17 protein-coding genes and 3 tRNA genes are annotated in these 22,520 nt (G+C 67.1%); 10 read left to right on the forward strand and 10 right to left on the reverse strand.

The window, feature by feature from the left end:
* Positions 1 to 71: 71 nt before the first annotated feature.
* The gene (locus AC5O77_RS10805; RefSeq protein ID WP_049421607.1) at positions 72 to 1,481 is read right to left on the reverse strand and encodes an ATP-binding protein; all 1,410 of its coding nucleotides are present in this window, start codon (positions 1,479 to 1,481) and stop codon (positions 72 to 74) included.
* A gap of 6 nt (positions 1,482 to 1,487) precedes the next feature.
* Complete coding sequence (locus AC5O77_RS10810; RefSeq protein ID WP_005408779.1) at positions 1,488 to 2,216, reverse strand: response regulator; 729 nt, start codon at positions 2,214 to 2,216, stop codon at positions 1,488 to 1,490.
* Between the two features lie 204 nt (positions 2,217 to 2,420).
* Between AC5O77_RS10810 and AC5O77_RS10815 the strand changes: the two genes are divergently transcribed.
* From AC5O77_RS10815 to AC5O77_RS10825, 3 genes are read left to right on the forward strand one after another with little or no spacing between them, the layout of a single operon-like run.
* Positions 2,421 to 3,662: an efflux RND transporter periplasmic adaptor subunit gene (locus tag AC5O77_RS10815; RefSeq protein ID WP_478057904.1), complete on the forward strand. Its 1,242-nt coding sequence runs from the start codon at positions 2,421 to 2,423 to the stop codon at positions 3,660 to 3,662.
* A complete protein-coding gene (locus AC5O77_RS10820) occupies positions 3,659 to 5,617 on the forward strand; it encodes a MacB family efflux pump subunit (protein WP_494506802.1) in 1,959 nt (652 codons plus the stop codon). The genes AC5O77_RS10815 and AC5O77_RS10820 overlap by 4 nt, the downstream gene beginning before the upstream one ends.
* Entirely contained in the window at positions 5,614 to 7,053 is a 1,440-nt protein-coding gene (locus AC5O77_RS10825) for an efflux transporter outer membrane subunit (protein ID WP_317216880.1), read from the forward strand. Before AC5O77_RS10820 ends, AC5O77_RS10825 begins: the two co-directional genes overlap by 4 nt.
* Positions 7,054 to 7,129: 76 nt before the next feature.
* Here AC5O77_RS10825 and rlmB read toward each other — a convergent pair whose 3' ends face one another.
* From rlmB to rnr, 3 genes are all read right to left on the reverse strand, one after another.
* Entirely contained in the window at positions 7,130 to 7,873 is a 744-nt protein-coding gene (gene rlmB, locus AC5O77_RS10830; protein ID WP_005408775.1) for a 23S rRNA (guanosine(2251)-2'-O)-methyltransferase RlmB, read from the reverse strand.
* Between the two features lie 141 nt (positions 7,874 to 8,014).
* Positions 8,015 to 8,509 carry a GFA family protein gene (locus tag AC5O77_RS10835; protein WP_317216881.1) on the reverse strand — a complete coding sequence of 165 codons (495 nt, stop codon included), beginning with the start codon at positions 8,507 to 8,509 and terminating at the stop codon, positions 8,015 to 8,017.
* Between the two features lie 104 nt (positions 8,510 to 8,613).
* Positions 8,614 to 11,079 (reverse strand): ribonuclease R, encoded by a 2,466-nt coding sequence (gene rnr / locus AC5O77_RS10840; protein WP_032127913.1) that lies wholly within the window; start codon positions 11,077 to 11,079, stop codon positions 8,614 to 8,616.
* 128 nt (positions 11,080 to 11,207) lie between these two features.
* Here rnr and AC5O77_RS10845 point away from each other — a divergent pair.
* Both AC5O77_RS10845 and AC5O77_RS10850 read left to right on the forward strand, forming a co-directional pair.
* Positions 11,208 to 11,292, forward strand: a tRNA-Leu gene (locus AC5O77_RS10845).
* A gap of 163 nt (positions 11,293 to 11,455) precedes the next feature.
* A tRNA-Leu gene (locus AC5O77_RS10850) sits at positions 11,456 to 11,540 on the forward strand.
* 85 nt (positions 11,541 to 11,625) lie between these two features.
* On the opposite strand, the gene AC5O77_RS10855 is transcribed toward AC5O77_RS10850, so the two are convergent.
* The gene (locus AC5O77_RS10855) at positions 11,626 to 12,372 is read right to left on the reverse strand and encodes a sulfite exporter TauE/SafE family protein (protein WP_317216882.1); all 747 of its coding nucleotides are present in this window, start codon (positions 12,370 to 12,372) and stop codon (positions 11,626 to 11,628) included.
* A gap of 99 nt (positions 12,373 to 12,471) precedes the next feature.
* Here AC5O77_RS10855 and AC5O77_RS10860 point away from each other — a divergent pair, with 99 nt between their 5' ends.
* From AC5O77_RS10860 to AC5O77_RS10870, 3 genes are all read left to right on the forward strand, one after another.
* The gene (locus AC5O77_RS10860) at positions 12,472 to 13,371 is read left to right on the forward strand and encodes a LysR family transcriptional regulator (protein WP_317216883.1); all 900 of its coding nucleotides are present in this window, start codon (positions 12,472 to 12,474) and stop codon (positions 13,369 to 13,371) included.
* A 50-nt stretch (positions 13,372 to 13,421) separates the two neighbouring features.
* A tRNA-Leu gene (locus tag AC5O77_RS10865) sits at positions 13,422 to 13,506 on the forward strand.
* Positions 13,507 to 13,830: 324 nt separating this feature from the next.
* Complete coding sequence (locus AC5O77_RS10870; protein WP_197614903.1) at positions 13,831 to 14,109, forward strand: hypothetical protein; 279 nt, start codon at positions 13,831 to 13,833, stop codon at positions 14,107 to 14,109.
* Between the two features lie 110 nt (positions 14,110 to 14,219).
* On the opposite strand, the gene emrB is transcribed toward AC5O77_RS10870, so the two are convergent.
* The 4 genes from emrB to emrR are packed head-to-tail and all read right to left on the reverse strand — an operon-like array spanning position 14,220 to position 18,937.
* Positions 14,220 to 15,806 (reverse strand): multidrug efflux MFS transporter permease subunit EmrB, encoded by a 1,587-nt coding sequence (gene emrB / locus AC5O77_RS10875; RefSeq protein ID WP_032127920.1) that lies wholly within the window; start codon positions 15,804 to 15,806, stop codon positions 14,220 to 14,222.
* 7 nt (positions 15,807 to 15,813) lie between these two features.
* Positions 15,814 to 16,992: a multidrug efflux MFS transporter periplasmic adaptor subunit EmrA gene (gene emrA / locus AC5O77_RS10880; protein WP_478057903.1), complete on the reverse strand. Its 1,179-nt coding sequence runs from the start codon at positions 16,990 to 16,992 to the stop codon at positions 15,814 to 15,816.
* Positions 16,993 to 17,003: 11 nt separating this feature from the next.
* Complete coding sequence (gene emrC, locus AC5O77_RS10885) at positions 17,004 to 18,497, reverse strand: multidrug efflux transporter outer membrane subunit EmrC (RefSeq protein ID WP_478057902.1); 1,494 nt, start codon at positions 18,495 to 18,497, stop codon at positions 17,004 to 17,006.
* Positions 18,494 to 18,937 (reverse strand): multidrug efflux system transcriptional regulator EmrR, encoded by a 444-nt coding sequence (gene emrR / locus AC5O77_RS10890; protein ID WP_032127923.1) that lies wholly within the window; start codon positions 18,935 to 18,937, stop codon positions 18,494 to 18,496. Before emrR ends, emrC begins: the two co-directional genes overlap by 4 nt.
* 172 nt (positions 18,938 to 19,109) lie before the next feature.
* Between emrR and AC5O77_RS10895 the strand changes: the two genes are divergently transcribed.
* Positions 19,110 to 19,991 (forward strand): helix-turn-helix domain-containing protein, encoded by an 882-nt coding sequence (locus AC5O77_RS10895; RefSeq protein ID WP_049399506.1) that lies wholly within the window; start codon positions 19,110 to 19,112, stop codon positions 19,989 to 19,991.
* Between the two features lie 60 nt (positions 19,992 to 20,051).
* Positions 20,052 to 22,295, forward strand: a complete 2,244-nt coding sequence (parC, locus tag AC5O77_RS10900; protein ID WP_478057901.1) for a DNA topoisomerase IV subunit A — start codon at positions 20,052 to 20,054, stop codon at positions 22,293 to 22,295.
* Positions 22,296 to 22,520 lie beyond the last annotated feature (225 nt).

Raw genomic sequence — 22,520 nt, forward strand, 5'->3', positions numbered from 1 at the left:
GGGAACTGGGAAGATGCGCAGATGATAGGCCAAACCCGGCCCACGGCGTCACCATCGCCAGCCGCGAAGGCTCAGCCCGCGCGGCCCGGCGGCGTCACCTGTGCACTGGCCGGCCACTGCACTACCGCCTCCAGCCCACCTTCGGCGCGGTTGCGCAGCCACAGCCGCGCCCCGTCTTTCTCAGCCAGGGCGCGGGCGATGGTCAGGCCCAGACCGGCGCCACCGGTTTCGCGCGAACGCGAGGTTTCCACCCGCACGAACGGGTCGAACACGGCTTCCAGCTGATCCTCGGCCAGGCCCGGGCCGTCATCGGCCACCACCACGGTGATCGCGCCACCACTACGCTCGACCCGTACCCGCACCCGGTAGGCATACATCACCGCGTTGTCCACCAGGTTGGAAAACAGGCGATGCATGGCCAGCGGACGCAACATCAACACCGCTCCGCTGCCACCTTCAAAGACGACATCCCCGCCGCCCTCGGCCGTGTCTTCAACGATGCTCTCCAGCAGCGAATCCAGGTCCAGTGCGGCGCGCTGCTCGGCGCTCTCAGCGCTGCGCGCCAGCTCCAGGCCTTCGCGCACCAACGCCTGCATCGCGGCCAGATCGCCGATCAGGCGCTCGCGCAGCACCTCGTCGCTGACATTCTCCAGGCGCAGGCGCAGCCGGGTCAGCGGGGTCTGCAGGTCATGGGTGATCGCCGCCAGCATCTGCGTGCGCTCGGCCAGGTGCCGCTGCAGGCGATGCTGCATGGCGTTGAAGGCTTCGGCGGCGCGCTGCACTTCGCGCGGGCCGCGCAGCGGCAGTGGATCGCGCTGCAGGTCATCGCCCAGGTCTTCGGCGGCTGCGGCCAGTTCCTGCAGCGGCGCGCTGGCCATGCGCGCGACGATATAGGCCAGCACCGCAATCGCGAGCACCAGCAGGGTCAGGAACCACGGGTCCACGGCGAGGATGCCGTTGTGTGCCACCGCCGGCGAATCCAGCGCCAGCTTCAGCAGCGTGCCGTCGTTGAGGGTCACGTCGACCGCACGGCACTTGGGCGGGATGAACGCCGGATCACGTTCGCGCGGATGCTTTCGATGCCCCGGTGGCGGCGGGGGCAGCAGGTCCTGCAGCTTGGGAATGCAGGAGCGGAACGAAGCGAAGTGCACATGCGCGCGTGCGACCGGGCCGGGCCGGTCATCGAGCACTTCCATCAACGCGGTATCGGCCCGTCCCAGGCGTGCGCCGGGTTGCAGCGCACGCACGCTCGGCCCACCGATTTCGAGCAGGCGCTCGCGCAGTTCGGGGTTGCCGTCGAGCAGGTTGACGTAGCCCTGGAGGCGGTCGGCGATGCGGTTCAGGTTCTGCCGCTCGAACTCCTGCTGGCGTTTGGAGGTAGCCAGCATGGTCGCGCCGATCGCGGCCACGCTCATGCCCAGCAGCAGGATCACGAACAACCGCCCGACCATCGAGGACAGGAAATGGCGCAGGCGCTTCATCGCGGCTTATTCCAGGTTCACCGAGGAGGCCAGTACATAGCCTTCGTTGCGAACGGTCTTGATCAGTCCGTCAGGGCCACCGTCGTCGCCCAGCTTGTTGCGCAGCCGGCTGACCTGCAGATCAATGGCGCGGTCCTGTGCCTCGTAGTTGCGGCCGCTGCTGAGCGCGACCAGCTGCTCGCGCGACAGCACCTTGTTGGCGTGGGCGATGAACACCCGCAGCAGGCGGAACTCGGCGCCGGACAGCACCACCACGCGATCGTCCGGGTCCACCAGGTGGCGATGCTCCAGATCGAACACCCAGCGCGAGAAGCGCGCGCGGCGCACCGCCAGCGGCTCCAGGTTCGCCGGCAGCGCCTCGGTCCGGCGCAGCACGTTGCGGATGCGTGCCAGCAGCTCGCGCGGTTCGAACGGCTTGGCCAGGTAGTCGTCGGCGCCCATTTCCAGGCCCAGCACACGGTCGATCGGCTCGGCACGCGCGGTCAGCATGATCACCGGTGTGTTCGAGCGCGCGCGCAGGTCGCGGCACAGGGTCAGGCCATCCTCGCGCGGCAGGTTGAGGTCGAGCACGATCAGGTCCACGTGTTCGCGGTCCAGCAGCTGGCGCATGGCGGTGCCGTCTGCGGCCGTGCTCACCTGGTAGCCGGCCCGGCCGAGCTGTTCGGCCAGCAGGGTGCGGATGTCGTTGTCGTCGTCGACGATCAGCAGTCGATGCATCGTGTTTTCAGTCTCCATGTCGCGATCATCCCGTGTCGGCAGCTGAACCGCATCCGGGGCAATGCGTACCAGTGTATCCACCCATGGGCGGGATACCTGTGGTTACGCGTATTCACCGACAGTGTTACATAGAGACATACCCCGAGGATTGAGCCGCCCATCGCCCGGTCTTCACAATGCCCACCAACGCCGCCACCGCGGCCCCGAGAGTGAAGCCACGACGTGACGTTCCGCCTGCTGCCCGCGACCCGCCGGGGTCGCCTGATACTGATCGCCCTGCTCGCCCTTGCCATTGCCGCAGCCGCCTGGTGGCTGCTGCGCAAGCCCGCCGCCCCGGCGGTGGCGACCACGCCCGTCAGCCGTGGTGACATCGAGCAGACGGTGGAAGCCACCGGCGTGATCGACGCCTACAAGCTGGTCAGCGTCGGTGCCCAGGCCTCGGGCCAGATCAAATCGCTGAAGGTGCAGCTGGGCGACACCGTGAAGGAAGGCGACCTGATCGCCGAGATCGACGCCACCACCCAGCAGAACCAGGTGCTCAATGCGCAGGCCTCGCTGGACCAGGTCACCGCCCAGCGCGCCGTGCAGCAGGCCACCCTGCGCCAGGCCGAACTGGAATTCGCGCGCCAGCAGCAGATGCTGGCGGCCGAGGCCACCTCGCGGCAGGAATACGATGCCGCCGAGGCGCAGCTGAAGACCGCCCGTGCCCAGCTGCAGTCCTACGAGGCGCAGATCAAGGGCCGCGAAACCGAGTTGGGCACGGCCCGCGCCAACCTGGCCTACACCCGCATCACCGCGCCGATGGATGGCACCGTGGTGGCGGTGGTGGCCGAGGAAGGTCGCACCGTGAACGCCAACCAGACTGCACCGACCATCGTCATGCTGGCGCGGCTGGACGTGGTCACGGTCAATGCCGAGATCTCCGAGGCCGACGTGGTCAAGATCAAGTCCGGCATGCCGGTGTACTTCACCACCCTGGGTGACCCGGATCGCAAGTACCACGCCACGCTGCGCCAGATCAATCCGGCGCCGGCCTCGATCGCCAACGAGAGTTCGTCCAGTTCCAGCAGTTCGTCCAGTTCCAGTTCCAGCAGCGCGGTCTACTACAACGCGTTGTTCGACGTGGAGAATCCGGATGGCACCCTGCGCATCGACATGACCGCGCAGGTCTCGGTACTGCTGAAGCAGGCCAAGGGCGTGCTGATGGTGCCGGCGGTGGCACTGGGGCCGAAGCGCCGTGGCGACGAGCGCATGGTGCGGGTGCTGGACGACAAGGGCCAGCCGCAGCCGCGCAAGGTTACCGTGGGCATCAACAACGGCGCCTCGGCCGAGATCCTGTCGGGACTGAAGGAAGGCGAGCGCGTAGTGGTCGGCGAAGCCGGTGCGGCCGGTGCCAGCGCCGGCGGCGGCAACCGCGGCGGCATGCAGATGCGGGTCGGCGGCCCGGGCATGGGGCGCCGATGAGCACGACGGCGCCGCTGCTGCGCCTGCGTGACCTGCGACGCGAATTCCCGGCCGGCGACGATGTGATCGCCGTGCTGCGTGACATCAACCTCGACATCCACGCCGGTGAGATGGTGGCCATCGTCGGCCAGTCCGGCTCCGGCAAGTCAACGCTGATGAACATCCTCGGCTGCCTCGATCGTCCCACCCGTGGCAGCTACCAGGTGGCCGGCCGCGAAACCGGGAAGATGGAGCCGGACGAGCTGGCCGAACTGCGCCGCGAGCATTTCGGCTTCATCTTCCAGCGCTATCACCTGCTGGGCGACCTCGATGCGCGCGGCAACGTGGAAGTGCCGGCGGTGTACGCCGGCAGCCCCGGCCCGGTGCGCAACGCGCGTGCCGAACAGCTGCTGCAGCGGCTGGGCCTGAGCGATCGCATGCACCACAAGCCGGGCCAGCTGTCCGGCGGCCAGCAGCAGCGCGTGTCGATCGCCCGTGCCCTGATGAACGGCGGCGAGGTGATCCTGGCCGACGAACCGACCGGCGCGCTCGACACGAAATCCGGCGAGGAAGTGATGGCGATCCTCGGCGAGCTGCACGCCGAAGGCCACACCATCATCATCGTCACCCACGACATGAGCGTGGCCGAACACGCGCAGCGCATCATCGAGATCCGCGACGGCGAGATCATCGCCGACCGCGCCAATCCGAATGCACCGACCTACCGCGCGCAGCGCGAGGCCAGCACCGGCGTCGCCCGCGGCAACAGCTGGCGGGCCGCGCGCGACCGCTTCACCGAAGCATTCCGCATGGCGTTGCTGGCGATGAATGCACATCGGCTGCGCACCTTCCTGACCATGCTCGGCATCATCATCGGCATCGCCTCGGTGGTCTCGGTGGTGGCGCTGGGCAACGGCTCGCAGCAGCAGATCCTGCAGAACATCAGTGCGCTGGGTACCAATACCATCGACGTCTACCCCGGCCGCGGGTTCGGCGACATGCGCTCGGCCCGCGTGCAGACGCTCAAGGCCAGTGATGCCGATGCTCTGGCCCGGCAGAGCTACGTCGACAGCTCCACGCCCAGCGTATCGACCTCGGTCACCGCGCGTTACCGCAACCAGTCCTCCACCGCCCAGGTCAGCGGCGTTGGCGAGCAGTTCTTCCGGGTCAAGGGCGTGACCCTGCTCAGCGGCAGCTTCTTCGATGCCGATGCAGTGAAGGGCCTCGGCCAGGTGGCGGTGATCGACGAGAACACCCAGACCCAGTTCTTCCCCGATGTCGATCCGATCGGCCAGGTGATCCTGCTGGGCAACGTGCCGGCGCGCGTGGTCGGCGTGGCCAAGCGCCAGAGCTTCGGGTTCGGCGGCAGCACCAGCCTGAGCGTGTGGCTGCCGTACACCACGGTGATGTCGCGCATGCTCGGCCAGAGCCACGTGTCCAGCATCACCGTGCGCGTGGACGACGCCACGCCGATGGATGCCGCACAGGAAGCGATCACCCGACTATTGACCATGCGCCATGGCACCGAGGACTTCTTCCTCAGCAACAGCGCCGAAATCCGCCAGACCATCGAGCAGACCACGCGCACGATGACCCTGCTGATCGGCGCCATCGCCGCCATCGCACTGCTGGTCGGTGGTATCGGTGTGATGAACATCATGCTGGTGTCGGTGACCGAGCGTACCCGTGAGATCGGCGTGCGCATGGCCGTCGGTGCACGGCAGAGTGATATCCGCCAGCAGTTCCTGATCGAAGCAGTGCTGGTGTGCCTGCTCGGCGGCGTGCTCGGCATCGGCCTGGCCCTGCTGCTGGGCTCGATGATCGGCCGCTTCGCCAGCGACTTCCAGGTGCTGTTCTCCACCGCCTCGATCGTCGCCGCCTTTGCCTGCTCGACCCTGATCGGCGTGGCGTTCGGCTTCCTGCCCGCGCGTAACGCCGCGCAGCTCGACCCGGTGGAGGCCCTGGCCCGCGAATGAAGATGATGACCCGACTGCCCTTCCCTGCCCCCTCGCGCCTGCTGCTGGCGGGCGCTGTACTGCTCGCCCTGTCCGGCTGCGCATCGATGGGCCGCTATCCGGTGCAGGCCCCCGACGTGGCGGCGACTTACGGTCGTGGCGACGCCACCCTCAATGCGCCCGCCGACGATCCGCGCAGCGGCCTGGATACTCCGGGCCGCGACATCCGCCAGGACACCTGGTGGACCGGTTTCGGCGATGAACGTCTCGACCGTCTGGTGGCGCAGGCGCTGGCCGCCAACAGCGATCTTGCCGCCGCTGGCCTGGCCGTGCAGCGTTCGCGCCTGCAGGCCGGCCTGGCCAGCAACGCGTTGTGGCCGCAGCCTTCGTCTTCAGGTGTGAGTGGTAGCGCCAGCCGCGCCACCGACCAGGCCGACGACTGGCGCCGCAGCTATTCCACCGGCGTCTCGCTGGGCTGGGAAGTGGACCTGTGGGGCCGCCTGCGCACCCAGCGCGACATCGCCCGCTGGGAAGCCGAGGCCAGCGAGGAAGACCGGCAGAACACCGCGCTGCTGGTGATCAGCGACACCATCAACCAATACTGGAACCTGGCCTATCTCAACCAATCCATCGCCACCGGCCAGGCCAACCTGGAGCGGCTGGAACGTACCCGCGAACTGGTCCAGGCCCGCTTCGACGCCGGTGCGGTATCGCGCCTGGAAGTACGCCAGGCACTGCAGAACCTGCAGTCGCAGCGTTCCTCGCAGAGTGCGCTGGAACAGCAGCGGGTGGAGGCACGCAATGCACTGACCGTGCTGCTGGACGGCACGCCCTGGCCGCAGCAGGACGAACCGCAGGACCTGCTCGGCGCACGCAGCCCCAGCATCGCGGAGGGCCTGCCGACCGACCTGCTCGGTCGCCGTCCCGACCTGCGCGCGGCCGAACTGCGCCTGCGCAACAGCCTGAAGACCATCAAGGTGACCGCCACCCAGTACTACCCGGCGCTGAGCCTGACCGGCAGCCTCGGCTCCAGTGCAACGTCGCTGGGTGACGTGCTGCGCAACCCGGTGGCCACGCTGGGCGCCGGCCTGTCGCTTCCGTTCCTCAACCTGCAGCGCGCGCAGCTGGATACCGATATCGCCGGCACCGCCTACCAGATCGCCGCGACCAATTTCCGCAAGACGCTGTATACCGCGCTCTCGGAAGTGGACAACGCGCTGTCGGCACGCGAGCAGCTGGCGCGCCAGGTGGCGGCCTCGCAGGCTTCGTACGACGAAGCGGTGGAAGTGGAACGGGCGCAGGAAGTGCGCTACCGCGTGGGTGCCACCGACCTGCGCACCTGGCTGGAAGCGCAGCAGACCCGGCGCGATGCCGAGCTGTCGCTGGCGCGCGTGCGCCAGGGCCAGCTGAACAACGACGTGACCTTGTTCAAGGCACTGGGCGGCAGCGCGGGGTGAGGCGGCAAGAGCGCCAACCAAGGTTGGCGACTACCTGGTGGGAGTCGACCTTGGTCGACACAGCCGCTGCTGCCGATCAACCGCGCTGGCGCACGGCCTCGAACAGGCTGACGCCGGCAGCGACGGAGACGTTCAGGCTCTCGATCTCGCCCGGCATCGGGATCTTGACCAGGCCATCGCAGTTCTCGCGGGTCAGGCGGCGCAGGCCATCGGCTTCACCGCCCAGCACCAGCGCGATGTTGCCCTTCAGGTCCAGCTGGTACAGCGAGGCGGTGGCTTCGCCGGCCAGGCCGTAGATCCACACGCCCTGCTTCTGCAGGTCCTTCAGGCAGCGCGACAGGTTGGTCACCGCCACCACCGGGATCAGATCGGCGGCACCGGCCGAGGTCTTGCGCACGGTGGCATTGACCGTGGCCGACTTGTCCTTGGGGATGATCACGGCGGTCGCACCGGCGGCAGCGGCCGAGCGCAGGCAGGCGCCCAGGTTGTGCGGGTCCTGCACCTCGTCCAGCACCAGCAGCAGGGCCTTGCCCTCGGCTGCGGTGACCAGGCCTTCCAGCTCGTTCTCGCTGTAGGTGCGAGCGGCGGCATAGCGCGCGGCCACGCCCTGGTGGCGCACCGAACCGCCGACACCGTCCAGCGCCTGGCTGTTCACCTTGCGCACGTCGATGCCCTTGCGGCGGGCGTTTTCCTCGATCTCGGTCAGGCGCGGGTTCTTCGCACCGGCCTCGACCAGCACTTCGCGGACGTTCTCGGCGTCGTTCTCGATGGAGGAGGCGACGGCGTTGACGCCGACAATCCACTGGCTGTTCTTGCTCATGCGGGCGGGGACCGGAAAGGGGGTGGCTATGGTAGAGCATCGGCGCCGACCGCGCTGCGCGCTCGCCGGGCACGGCCCGGCGCTACCCGCCGCTCAGCCTTCGGCGGAGCGGCTGCGCGGTGGCCAGTGCAGGGTGTCCGCTCAGCCTTCGGCGGAGCGGCTGCGCGGTGGCCAGTGCGGGGTGTCGTGGTCGGGGTGCTGATGGGACACGATGGTGGCCAGGAAATCCAGCGCCGCGATGTCCTCCTCGGTGCGCCGCGCCGGCAGGCTGGCCAGGCTGTCGACGAAGGGCAGCTTGCGTTCGACTCCGTACTGGATGGTCGGTGGCAGGCGTTCGGGTTGGTCAAAGGCACCAGCGGCCACGGCCACGCCGTCGGGGGCTTCATAGGTCAACGGGGTACCGCAGTCGGCGCAGAAGCCACGCCGCACCACGTTGGACGACTGGAAATAGCGCGGCTGGCCGCGGGTCCAGTTGAACTGCACGCCGCGCACCGACACCAGCGGCGCATAGTAGGCACCGAAGGCCTTCTGGCACATCCGGCAATGGCAGATCGAGCTGTCGGTCAGCTCGCCTCGCGCCTGGAAGCGGATCGCGCCGCACTGGCAGCCGCCGCTGTATTCGGGTTGGCCCTGCATTGTGAGTTCCTCCGAAACGTCGTGCCAACCAACGGTTGGCACCTACCGGGTGAGGCGGGTGCCGACCGGGTGAGGTGGGTGCCGACCGTTGGTCGGCACACCTTTCAATACTGCTTCTTGGTGCGCTTGGCCGGCTTGCCACGCTCGGGCAGCGGCGGCAGGCCATCGCCTTCATCCTCACCCTTGTGCTCGACCAGGCGGAAGTCGATCTTGCGCTCTTCCATGCTGGCCTTCAGCACCAGGATGCGCACGCGATCACCCAGCCGGTAGCTGCTGCCACGGCGTTCGCCGGTCAGCGTCTTGCGGGTCGCGTCGAACTTGTAATAGTCCTGCGGCAGCTGGGTCACATGGACCAGGCCCTGCACCTTCGACTCGTCCAGCTCCACGAACAGGCCGAAGCTGGTCACGCCACTGATCACACCGTCGAACTGCCCGCCTACGTGCTTTTCCATCCACGCGGCGCGGTAGCGCTCGTCGACCTCGCGCTCGGCCTCATCGGCACGGCGCTCACGCTCGGAGCACTGCAGCGCCAGCGCAGCCATTTCGCGTGCGTTGTAGGTGAACTTGTCCAGCGGCTTGCCGGACAGCGCGTGCTTGATCGCGCGGTGCACCAGCAGGTCAGGGTAGCGACGGATCGGCGAGGTGAAGTGCGCGTACGCCTCCAGCGCCAGGCCGAAGTGACCGTGGTTTTCCGGGCTGTAGATCGCCAAACTCTGGCTGCGCAGCAGCACCGATTCCAGCAACGTGGCATCAGGACGGTCACGGATCTTCTTCAGCAGCTTGGTGTAATCGCCCGGACGCACCTTGGACCACGGCGGCAGGCTCAGCTTGAACTCCTTGAGGAATTCCAGCAGGTCGGCGTACTTGGTTTCCGGCGGCTTCTCGTGGATGCGGTACGGGGCCGGCACATGGCGCGACAGCAGGTACCTGGCCGCCTCGACGTTGGCCGCGATCATGCATTCCTCGATCAGCTTGTGCGCGTCATTGCGCACCAGCATGCCGGCCTGGGTGACTTCACCGCGGTTGTCCAGCACGAAGCGCACTTCGCTGCTTTCGAACTCGATGGCGCCGCGCTTGGCACGTGCCTTGGACAGCACCTTGTACAGCTGGTGCAGGCGCTGCACCTGCGGCAGCAGGTCGCCCATCCAGGCCTTGGTATCGGCATCGTCCTCGCCCACCGCCTTCCACACCTGGGTGTAGGTCAGGCGCGCGTGCGAGTTCATCACCGCCTCGTAGAAGCGCGAATGCGTGACCAGGCCGTCGCGGTCGATCTGCATGTCGCAGACAAAGCACATGCGGTCGACCTTCGGCATCAGCGAGCAGATACCGTTGGACAGCGTCTCCGGCAGCATCGGCACCACGAAGCCCGGGAAGTACACCGAGGTGGCGCGCTTCTGCGCCTCCTCATCCAGCGGCGTGCCGGGGCGCACGTAGTTCGAGACATCGGCGATCGCCACCACCAGGCGGAAACCCTCGGCATTCGGCTCGCAGTACACCGCGTCGTCGAAGTCCTTGGCATCCTCGCCATCGATGGTGACCAGCGGCGTGCTGCGCAGGTCGACGCGGTCGCCGATCATCGCCGGCTCGACCACCAGCGGCACCGAGGCCGCTTCGTCCAGCACCTCCTGCGGGAACTCGAACGGCAGCTCGTGGCCGTGGATGGCGGTCTCCACCACCAGCGAGGCGGTCAGCTTGTCGCCGAGCACGGCGATGATGCGGCCGATCGGCGGGCGGCGGCTGTCCGGCGCCTGGGTCAGTTCACAGACCACCAGCTGGCCATCGCGCGCACCACCGGTCTGGTCCGGCGGCACCTGCACGTTGCGCTGCACGCGCTTGTCGTCGGGCACCACGTAGTTGATGCCCATCTCGATGCTGAAGCGGCCGATCAGGCGGGTCATGCCGCGCTCGAGCACGCGGGCGATGCTGCCTTCGCGACGGCCACGATGGTCGATGCCGGTCACACGGGCCAGCACCTTGTCGCCGTGCATGACCTTGCGCATTTCATACGGCGGCAGGAACAGGTCGTCACCGCCCTCGACCGGGCGCAGGAAACCGAACCCTTCCGGGTTGGCGATCACCACGCCGGTGACCAGGTTCAGGGTCTGGATCGGGGCGAAACCGCCGCGACGGTTCTGCACCAGCTGGCCGTCGCGGACCATGGCGCCAAGCCGGCGCGACAGCGCCTCGGCCCGGTCCGGCGCGGTCAGGCCCAGGCGCGCGCCCAGTTCCTCGGCGGTCTGCGGCCCTTCGCAGCGTTCCAGCAGGGCCAGGATGGCCTCGCGGCTGGCGATGGGCTGTTCGTACTTCTCGGCTTCGCGGGCGGCATAGGGATCGTCGATCACCTTGCCGGTCGGCGGCAGCTTGCGGCCCGGGGCCGGGCCCGGAGCGGCGGCATCGGCGCTGCGGACCTTGCGACCACGCGGTGGTGCGCCGCCTTCATTCAATTCGGGGAACCAGCCCGGCAACGGCTTGCCCGGCTTGGTGGTGCGGGCCGTGCCCGCCTTGGCGCCCTTCTTCGGGGCCTGGCTGCGGGAGGTGCTCCCGCCCTTGCTTGGTTTTTTGGTAGTCATCGCCCTACATGGTAGCCGCTGACGGCGTGCAGAACGGGTCAGCGGCTGTCTTGAAGGCCTTGCATGAAAAATATTCAGGAAGTCGTTGACAGCCTGCGGATTCATCTTCACAATTGCGCCTCTGGAACGCCCAGGTGGCGGAATTGGTAGACGCACTAGTTTCAGGTACTAGCGGGTAAAACCGTGGAGGTTCGAGTCCTCTCCTGGGCACCAACGAAAAATCTCCTCGCTTCGGCGGGGATTTTTTTTGCCTGTAATCCGGCCCTGAGGCTCGACTCTTACTCCTGCAGGACGGAACTCCGACCCGGTATCGGCAATGATCTTCACAAGGGTGTTGACACCCCCGTAACAACACCCCATAATCTCGCTCCTCGACGCCCAGGTGGCGGAATTGGTAGACGCACTAGTTTCAGGTACTAGCGGGTAAAACCGTGGAGGTTCGAGTCCTCTCCTGGGCACCACGTCGAGAATGAGAAAAACCCGCGAAAGCGGGTTTTTTCATGCCCGTGATTCGGCATCGCCGCGACCGGCGACCGGCGGCCGGCATCACAACAGCGGCCGCAGCACCAGCTCCAGCCCGAGCAGCAGCAGGAAACCCAGGAAGCAGGCGCGGAACACCCGCGCACTGATGTGCTGCCGGATCACCTGCCCCAGCCACATGCCCAGCAATGCCGGCAGCACCGCCAGCGTACTCAGCCCCAGCTGCTGGATGCCGAATGCGCCGTGCAGCACCAGGCCAGTGGTCAGCGAAATCGTCGACACAGTGAACGCCAGTCCCAGCGCCTGCACCAGCTCCTCGCGCTGCAACCCCAGCGACTGCAGGTACGGCACCGCCGGCATCACGAACACGCCGGTGGCGCCGGTCACCACACCCGACAACGCCCCCACCAGCGGCCCCAGCCATCGCTCGCGCCGCTGCGGCACGCGGAACACCGGCGCAAGCAGGGCATAGGCCGCATAAACCACCAGCGCAACGCCCAGCGCAACACGCGACCAGGTGCGATCGACCCGCACCAGCAGCGCCGCCGAACCCAGCGTCACCACCACCACGGCCAGCATCATCGGCCACAGGCGCCGCACGATGTGGCCCAGCGATGGCCCGGACAACAGCTGCCACGCATTGGTGACGAAGGTGGGGATGAACAGCATCGATGCCGCCGCCACCGGCGACAGCGCGCCACCGAGCAGACCCATCGCCACTGTCGGCAACCCCATGCCGGTCACGCCCTTGACCACACCGGCCAGCACGAACACCACCACCAGCAGCACGTAGAAGTACATCGATTCATTCATGCCTTCATTGGATCGGCCGGCCGCTCGGCGCACAATGCGGTCTTCCCGGCCTCGCCTTCGGCTGATCCGAAGGCGCAGGCGTTGCGATGAGGGCATCACATGCGGATGGATATCGCCGACCTGCGCCTGTTCCTGGCCATTGCCGAGGCGGGCAGCATCACGGCCGGTGCCGCGCAGGCAAACCTGGCACTGGGCTCAGCCAGTGAGCGCCTGCGCACGATCGAAGCCGATGCCGGTACCCCGCTGTTGAACCGGCACCCACGCGGCGTCAGCCTGACCGAAGCCGGTGCCGCGCTCGCCCACCATGCACGCTTGATCCTGCAGCAGCAGGCACAGCTGCGCGGTGAACTGCAGGCGTTCGCGCACGGTGCGCGCGGCACCCTGCATCTGTATGCCAACACCGCAGCGCTGACCAACTACCTGCCCTCTCGGCTGGCACCGTGGCTGGCCGAACGCCCGCGCCTGCACGTGGAACTGCTGGAGCGCACCAGCCCTGAAGTCGTGCGTGCGATCAGTGCTGGCCAGGCCGAGGCGGGCATCATCAGCGATGCCGTCGACGCTGCCGGTCTGCAGCAGCATGTGGTCGCCGAAGATCCGCTGGTAATGCTGCTGCCCGCAAACCACCGATTCGCCTCGCGGCGCAGCGTGGCCTTCACCGAGGTAGCCGGCGAGACCTTCGTTGCCCTGGCCGATGGCAATGCACTGCAGACCTACATCGAGGACCAGGCGCGCGACATCGGGCGCCGCCTGGACGTGCGCATCCGCATGAAGACCTTCGAAGGTGTGTGCATCATGGTCGGCCACGGCATTGGTGTCGGCATCGTGCCGCGGACCATCGCCCGCCAGCATCGGCGCGGTACGCACACCGTCGCCGTACCGCTCGCCGATGCGTGGGCACAGCGCCGCCTGTGCGCCTGTTTTGCCGAATGGGCGCAGTTGTCATCGGCAATGCGCAGCCTGCTGCTTCACCTGGGCGTGCAGCCGCAGAAAAAGGTGTGAAATGTTGTTGACACATCTTCTGTCGCTCCCCATAATTCATCTCCTGAGTCGCCCAGGTGGCGGAATTGGTAGACGCACTAGTTTCAGGTACTAGCGGGTAAAACCGTGGAGGTTCGAGTCCTCTCCTGGGCACCACGACTCAAGATGATCAAACCCGCGAAAGCGGGTTTTTTCGTTTCCAGGGTTTGGCGAGCCTGGCATCGCATCTACCGCTGGAACTGTCGTATCTCGCACCACCCGACAGTCGCCTGCTGCGGCATACCGCCTCCCGGCGCGTCGTTACCACGCCTTGAACGGCCCCCTTTTTGGGGCGCATTTCACGTTAGCCGTTCAATTCGTACTTTTCCTAGTCGAGATTTACCCGATTCCTTTTCGGTGGAAGGCAGATTTACAGAAGCCGGTTGCAGGTGTATCGCCACGACCTGACCAGCGCCCCCCCCTTCCCCAAAGGACGCCCCCATGCAGCGCAGCATCATCTGCCCTCACTGCCATACCGGCTCGAACCATGGCGTACGCGTATGCGTGGGATGCCAGGCCGAGGTCCACTACGGCGCATCGAAGGAGGCCGTAATGCTGGTCTTTGTTGCCGCCATCATCTGCGGCGCACTGGTCGGCAGCCGATTGCAGGCCACTGCTGGCTGGGTCACATGCGGCGCCGTACTTGTGGCGGGAATGTGGGCCATCTCCCGATTGTTCTGCGATCGGGTGGAGTTCAAGCGCGTCTATCGCACGCGCTGAACCTGCGCCGCGGCAGGGCCCCAAGGGCAGGGCCCGTGCGACCCGCGGCGCACAAACAAAAACCCCGCCTTGCGGCGGGGTCAAAATACAGCACGTGTTTCCAGGGAGTTTCAGTGTCCGCCACCGGCGGCCGCACCTGCGCCTGCGCCAAACGGCGGTTTGGCCAGCCACAGGAACGCGATGATCGCCAGGAAGATCCAGCCCAGCAGGAAGAAGATGTCGTTGAAGCCCATCTGCGATGCCTGGTGGTTGATCATGTTGTTCAGTACCGCTGCGCCATGTTGCAGGTCGCCCTGCCCCATCGCTGTCACCTGGTCCTGCATGCCCGGCTGATAGACCGAGATGTGCTCGGTCAGGTCGGCGTGGTGCACCTGGGTGCGCCGCGCCCACAGCCACGTCGTCAGCGACGCCGCGAAGCTGCCGCCCAGCGTACGCAGGAAGGTGGCCAGGCCTGAGCCCGCCGCGATCTCGCGCCCATCCAGGTCCGACAGCAGGATCTGCAGCACCGGCATGAAGAACAGCGCGACGCCGATGCCCATGATCAGCTGCACGCCCGCCACATGGTTGTAGTCCACCTGCAGGTTGAAGTTCGAACGCAGGAAGCTGGTCATCGACAACACAATGAACGCAATCGTAGCCAGCATTCGCATGTCGAAGCGCGATGCATACTTGCCCACGAACGGGGTCATGATCACCGGCAGGATGCCGATCGGCGCTGTCGCCAGGCCCGCCCAGATCGCGGTGTAGCCCATGTCACGCTGCAACCACTGCGGAATCAGCAACGCCACGCTGAAGAACGCCGCGTAGGCCACCACCATCGCCAGCGTACCGGCGCGGAAGTTCCGATGCCGGAACAGCTTCAGGTCGACGATCGGATCCTTGTCGGTCAGTTCCCAGATCAGGAACACCGTCAGCGTGACCACGGCCACGCACGCCAGCACCACGATCTTCATGGACGAGAACCAGTCCTCGTCGTTGCCCAGGTCGAGCACCAGCTGCAGCGCACCGACACCGATCACCAGGGTGACCAGGCCAACGTAGTCCATCTTCGGCTTCTCGATGTGCTCCGGGCGCCCCTTCAGCTGGTTGCCCACAACGAGCGCAGCGAAGATGCCCAGCGGCACATTGATCAGGAAGATCCATTCCCAGCTGTAGTTGTCGGTGATCCAGCCACCGAGAATCGGGCCGCAGATCGGCGCCACCACCGTGATCATCGCCAGCAGCGCCAGTGCCTGCCCGCGTTTCTCCCGTGGATAGATCGAGACCAGCAGCGACTGCGTGATCGGGTACATCGGGCCGGCCACGAAACCCTGCAGCGCACGCGACAGCACCAGCATGCCCATGCTCTGCGCCAGGCCGCACAGCAGCGAGGTGATGACGAAGGCCAGCGTGGCCCAGACGAACAGCTTGCGTTCGCCGAAGCGGCGGCTGAGCCAGCCGGTCAGCGGCAGCGCGATGGCTGTGCTGACCGCGAACGAGGTGATGACCCAGGTCGCCTGCTGCGAACTGGCGCCGAGGTTACCGGCGATGGTCGGCAGCGAGACGTTGGCGATGGTGGTGTCGAGCACCTGCATGAACGACGCCATCGCCAGGCCGACGGTGCACAGGGCGACGCTGGGCGGCAGGAACCCGGAGGCCGCACCCGGCGCCGCCGGGGCGCCCGGAGCACCGGGCGCGGCTGGAGCTTGTGCGGACATGGCGACCTCAGCCCACCTTCGCCTGCTGCGGCAGGTTGCCCTGGATGATCGTGTGGATCACCTCGTCGGCATCATGCAGCTGCTTGGCATACACGTCGGTGTCGAACACCGTGCCCTTGGCCGGGGTGCTCGGCAGCACTTCGCCCTTCTGGTCGCGCAGGCTCACTTCGGCCTTCATCGACAGGCCGATGCGCAGCGGGTGTTCGGCCAGCTGCTTGGCATCGATGGCGATACGCACCGGCACGCGCTGCACGATCTTGATCCAGTTGCCGCTGGCGTTCTGTGCCGGCAGCAGCGAGAACGCCGAGCCGGTGCCCAGGCCCAGGCTGTCGATGCGGCCCTTGTACTTCACGTCACCGGCGTACAGGTCCGACTTCAGCTCCACTTCCTGGCCCAGGCGCATGTGGCGCAGCTGGGTTTCCTTGAAGTTGGCCTCGACCCACATCTGCTCGGTCGGCACCACCGCCATCAGGGCAGTGCCGGGCTGCACGCGCTGGCCAACCTGCACCGAACGACGGGCGACGTAACCGGTGACCGGCGCGACGATGCCGGCGCGGGCGTTGTTGAGGAAGGCCTGGCGCAGCTGCGCGGCGGCCGCCTGCACGTCCGGCTGGGTGGCGATCACGGTGTCGTCGACCAGCGCGCGGTTGCGCTCGACGGTCTCGCGCGAACCGGCCACGGCGGCTTCGGCAGCGGCCAGCTCGTCACGGGCATGGGCCAGTTCTTCATTGGAAATGGCGCCGGTGGCGGCCAGATCCTTGCGGCGGGCGAAATCGTCGCGCACGCGCTTCAGGGTCACCTGGCGGGCGTTCAAATCTGCCTGTGCGCCTTCCACGCTGCGGTACAGGCCACGGGTCTGGCGCACGGTCTTGGCCAGGTTGGCTTCGGCCTGCTGCAGCGCCACCGACGTGTCGGACGGGTCCAGCTGCACCAGCAGCTGGCCGCGCTCCACGCGCATGCCGTCATCGGCGTTGATGGCGACCACGGTACCGGCCACCAGCGGGGTGATCTGCACCTGGTTGCCCTGCACGTAGGCGTCGTCGGTCTCTTCGAACCAACGGCCGAACATGAAGTACCACAGCGCCAGTGCGGCAAGCAGCAGCACGACGATCACGAACAGGCCGCGCAGCAGGTTGCCGCGGCGGTTGGGGGCGGCCGGGGCCGCAGTGTCTTGGGTCTGGCTCATGGCGGAAGTCTTCAGGAATGCGAGGAATCGGAATGGGAGGCGATCGGTGCGCGGTCGGCGTCAGCGGGCTGGAAACCACCGCCCAGCGCCTTGCTCAAGCGCACCGAGGTCTGCACCTGCTGCGACTGCAGGCCGGCCAGCTGCTGCTGCGACTGCAGCAGGGTGGACTGCGCGGTCAGCACGTCCAGGTAGCTGCCGATGCCGGCGCGGTAGCGCTGCTGGGCCAGGTCGAAGGCCGAACGTGCGGTATCCACCGCCTGCTGCTGCGAATGCGCCTGCTGTGCCAGCGAACGCACCGCGTTGACCTGGTCGGCCACGTCGCGCAGTGCATCGAGCACGGTCTGGTTGTAGTTGGCCACCGCCAGGTCGTACTGCGCATCGGTGTTGGCCAGGTTGGCGCGCAGCTTGCCGCCTTCGAAGATCGGCAGGCTCAGCGCCGGTCCGATGTAGGCGAAGGTCGAACTGCTTTTCAGCAGATCGCCCACGTTCGGTGCGACGACGCCAGCCAGTGCGGTCAGGTTGAAGCTCGGGTAGAACTTGGTCCTGGCGACCTTGATCTGCTTGTCGGCCGCTTCCACGCGCCAGCGCGCGGCAACGATGTCCGGGCGACGACCCAACAGTTCGCTGGGCAGCACGCCCGGCAGCTGCAGCGCCATCGGATTCAACGCCTGCGGGCGCTGGATCGACAGGCCACGGTCTGGACCCTTGCCGACCAGCGCGGCCAGCGCGGTGCGGGCCGCATCGATGCGCTGCTGCGCGGCCTGCACCTGCTGCTGCGCGGCGGGCACGCGGGCCTCGGCCTGGCGCACCTGCAGATCACTGTCGATGCCGGCGCTGCGGCGCTGGCGGGTCAATTCCAGCGACTTCTGCGAGCGGCCCAGCTCTTCTTCGGCCACGTCATTGAGCTGCCATGCATATGCCAGGTCGGCATAGGCCTGGGTGATGCCGGTGGACAGGTTCAGGCGTGCAGCCTGGGCTTCGACAGTGGCGGCATGGGCGCCGTCCACGGCCGCTTCCCAGGCAGCGCGCTTGCCGCCCCACAGGTCCACGCCATAGCTGAAATCAAACGCGACCTGGCTGCTGCCAGCGTAATGGCCACCCATCTCGCTGCCGGCCATCGACTCGGGCAGGCGCAGACCGGTGTAACCACCGGACACCGACAGGCTCGGCAGGCGATCGGCACGCGCGGTACCGACCTGCGACTGCGCCTGGCGCAGGCGCGCATCGGCAGCGTCCAGGCTCGGGTGGCCAGCCAGGCCCTCGGCGACCAGCGCGTCCAGCTGCGCATCGCCCAGTGCCTTCCACCAGTCCTGCGCCGGGAAGCCGGTGGCGCTCAGGTCGGTGTCGGCCAGGGTGCGTTCGCTGTGCAGGCTGTCCACGTCGAGCACGTGGCCCTGCGGGTTGAGGCCACGACTGCTGGCGCAGGCGGCCAGGGCCAGGGCCAGCGCTGATACCAGCAGCGCGCGCCCGGACCGGCGGAGAGTGGATTGCGGGATCGGGTTCATGGGGTCGTCAGGGAATCGCGGATTCGGGTAAGGAGGGACAGCAGCTGCGTGCGCTCGTCGGCGGAAAGATCACGCAGGGCGTAATCCATCACCGCGTCGCCACGCAGCTTCAGCCGCGCCCACAGTGCGCGGCCTTCATCGGTCAGCACGATCTGCAGCGCACGCCGGTCCTGGGCATGCGGTTCGCGGCGGACGCAGCCCAGCGACTCCAGCTTGTCCAGCAGGCGTGTCACCGCACTGGGCACCTGGTCGATGGCCTGGGCCAGCTCGTTGGCCGTGCACGGAGCCATGTTGGAAAGCACCTTCAACCCGATGTAATGGGTGAAGCCGATACCCAGGTCTTCTTCAGCCATGGATGCGTCGAGTTGACGGACCAGGCCGTCGCGCACCTGGCGCAGCAGCAGGCCGAAGCTGGGGGGAGTGGTTGCAGGACAGATCATGGGGGAGCATTCTCTTCCAAAAAAAATATTTCTCAATGGAAATATTCGATCTGGCATCGAATGCTGTGTTGCAGCAGCGGGCTGGATCAACGAAGGCGCCTACCTTAATGATCTGGCCAGGTGGCCCGGTAGTACAATTCAGCCAATGGATGACACATTTCAGCCAGCGGATATGATGAACAAGGCAGAAATCCCCCCTCCCAAGCGGTTGCTGCGCGACGACGCCCTGGATTGGTTCGAGCGCAATGACGGGCCACCGGTTGTCGCCTTCCGCTTCGACAGCCCCTTGGGCCTGGTCCGTGAAGTGGACTGGCACCACCATCAGCGCGCGCAGCTGATCTGCGTCGAACGCGGCCTGCTGACCACCCGGACCTCGCACGGGACGTGGTCACTGGCGCCAGGCTCGGCCGGCTGGATGCCGCCGCTGGAGCCGCACACGGTCACCCTCGACGGCCCGCTGCGTGGCTGGGGCATGGCGCTGGCCGCACCGGCCTGCGCCACCCTGCCCGCCGATCCCTGCGTACTGGGCCTGTCCAAGCTGGCGCAGGCGCTGGCCGACCGCATCTGCGAATGGCCGCTGGGCTACGACACCACGCCCGAGCGCCAGCACATCATCGAGGTGCTGCTGGACGAGATCCGTACAGCGCCGCGCCAGCGCATGCACCTGCCGATGCCGCATGACCGGCGCCTGCTGAAGATCGCCTCGCAGCTGCTGGCCGATCCGTCCGACGAGCGCAGCCTGGCCGAATGGGCGCACTGGGCCGGACTGTCGCCGCGCAGCCTGACCCGCCACTTCCGCGACGAGACCACGCTCAGCTTCGCCCAGTGGCGGCAGCAGGCCCGGCTGTCCGAAGCCCTGCGCCAGCTGACCGACGGCCGCAGCGTGGCCGATATCGCCCACGCGCTGGGCTTCAGCAGCGCCAGCGCCTTTGTCACCGTGTTCCGCCGCCACTTCGGGCTGCCACCGGGGCGCTACCTGGCACGGGCCGGACACGGCCTGGAAACCGGGCTGGACCCTGCGCGCGGCTTGGCATCCCCCGCCGCATCCGGATAATCACAGGATTGCGAGCGGCGACCGCCGTCGCCGCCTCCCGACAACAGGTAACAACGCCGCATGACCGAACTTGCCCGCCCCGTGTTCCACGGATTCGAACAACTGCCGCTGCGCGAGTACGCCGAACGCGCCTACCTCGACTACTCGATGTACGTGGTCCTGGACCGCGCCCTGCCGTTCATCGGCGACGGCCTGAAGCCGGTGCAGCGCCGCATCATCTATTCGATGAGCGAGCTGGGCCTGAATGCCGCGTCCAAGCCGAAGAAGTCCGCGCGCACCGTCGGTGACGTCATCGGTAAGTACCACCCGCATGGCGACAGCGCGTGCTACGAGGCGCTGGTGCTGATGGCACAGCCGTTCTCGTACCGCTACCCGCTGATCGAGGGCCAGGGCAACTTCGGCTCCAGCGACGACCCGAAGTCGTTCGCGGCGATGCGTTACACCGAATCCAAGCTGACCCCGATTGCCGAAGTGCTGCTGGGCGAACTGGGCCAGGGCACCACCGACTGGGCACCGAACTTCGACGGCACCCTGCAGGAACCGACCTGGATGCCGGCACGGCTGCCGCACCTGCTGCTGAACGGCACCACCGGCATCGCCGTGGGCATGGCCACCGACGTGCCGCCGCACAATCTCAACGAGATCGTCAGCGCACTGCTGCACCTGCTGGACAACCCCGATGCCAGCGTGCGCGACCTGTGCGAGCACGTGCAGGGCCCGGACTATCCGTCCAGCGCCGAGATCATCACCGCGGCCAACGATCTGCGGAACATCTACGAAACCGGCAACGGCAGCGTGCGCGCACGTGCGACCTTCACCAAGGAAGCACACAACATCGTGGTCACCGCGCTGCCGTTCCAGGTGTCGCCGTCGAAGGTGATCGAGCAGATCGCCGCGCAGATGCGCGCCAAGAAGCTGCCGTGGCTGGAAGACATCCGCGATGAGTCCGACCACGCCAACCCGGTGCGCGTGGTGCTGGTGCCGCGTTCCAACCGCGTCGACGCCGAGCAGCTGATGGGCCACCTGTTCGCGACCACGGACATGGAACGCAGCTACCGCGTCAACCTCAACGTGATCGGGCTGGACGGCCGTCCGCAGGTGAAGAACCTGAAGATGCTGCTCAGCGAATGGCTGACCTTCCGCAGCAACACCGTCACCCGCCGCCTGCAGCACCGCCTGCAGAAGGTCGAGCGCCGCCTGCACCTGTTGGAAGGCCTGCTGGTCGCGTTCCTCAACCTGGACGAGGTGATCCACATCATCCGTACCGAGGACGAACCGAAGGCCGCGCTGATCGCGCGCTTCGGCCTGTCCGACGACCAGGCCGAGTACATCCTGGAAACCAAGCTGAAGCAGCTGGCGCGCCTGGAAGAGATGAAGATCCGCGGCGAGCAGGACGAGCTGGCCAAGGAGCGCGAGAAGATCCTCGGCATCCTCGACAGCAAGACCAAGCTGAAGAAGCTGATCCGCGACGAACTGACCGCCGATGCCAAGAAGTTCGGCGACGCACGCCGTTCGCCGCTGGTGCAGCGCCAGGCCGCGCAGGCCATCGACGAGACCGAACTGGTGCCGAGCGAGCCGATGACCGTCGTGCTGTCGGAGAAGGGCTGGATCCGTGCCGCCAAGGGCCACGACGTCGATGCGTCCGCCCTGTCCTACCGCGACGGCGACGCGCTGCAGGGCGCGGTGCGTGCGCGCAGCACGCAGCAGGTCGCGTTCCTCGACAGCGAGGGCCGCGCCTACTCGACGCCGGTGCACACCCTGCCCTCCGCGCGTGGCAACGGTGAACCGCTGACCGGCCGCTTCTCGCCGGCCGCGGGCACCAGCTTCGTGACCCTGGCCAGCGCCGAGCCGGACACCCGCTTCGTGCTGGCCTCCACCCACGGCTACGGCTTCGTCACCCGCTTCGAGAACCTGATCGGCCGCAACAAGGCCGGCAAGGCGATGCTGAACCTGTCAGCCGGCTCGACCGTGCTGACCCCGTCGGTGGTGGCCAACGTCGCCACCGACCGCATCGTGGCGGTCACCAGTTCCGGCAACCTGCTGGCGATCGCCGCCAACGACCTGCCGGAACTGGACAAGGGCAAGGGCAACAAGATCATCGAGATCCCCAAGGCCAAGCTCGCCACCGAACGCGTGGTCGCCATCGTGGCCATCAGCCCGGGGCAGACCCTGCAGGTGCGCAGTGGGCAGCGCACGATGGGGCTGAAGTTCAACGAGCTCGACGCCTACCTCGGCGCCCGCGCCACCCGCGGCCACCTGCTGCCGCGCGGCTGGCAGAAGGTGGAAGGGCTATCGGTGGAATAAAGGCTGGGGCCTTGCTCCTGGTGGATGTCAACCTTGGTTGACACGCCTTGCCGGAGACCAGACACGAAAAAGCCGGGGCATTCCCCGGCTTTTTCGTTGTCGGCTGGCGGGCGGTGGAGCGGCTGGCTGGCGAAAGCTGGCTGGCGATGCTCCGGTGCTGGCGGGCGACAGAACGCTGTGCTTCTTCTGGTAGAGCCGACCGCTGGCTGTCTCTTATACACATCT

Source organism: Stenotrophomonas sp. INTA L402-1, from assembly GCF_059295135.1.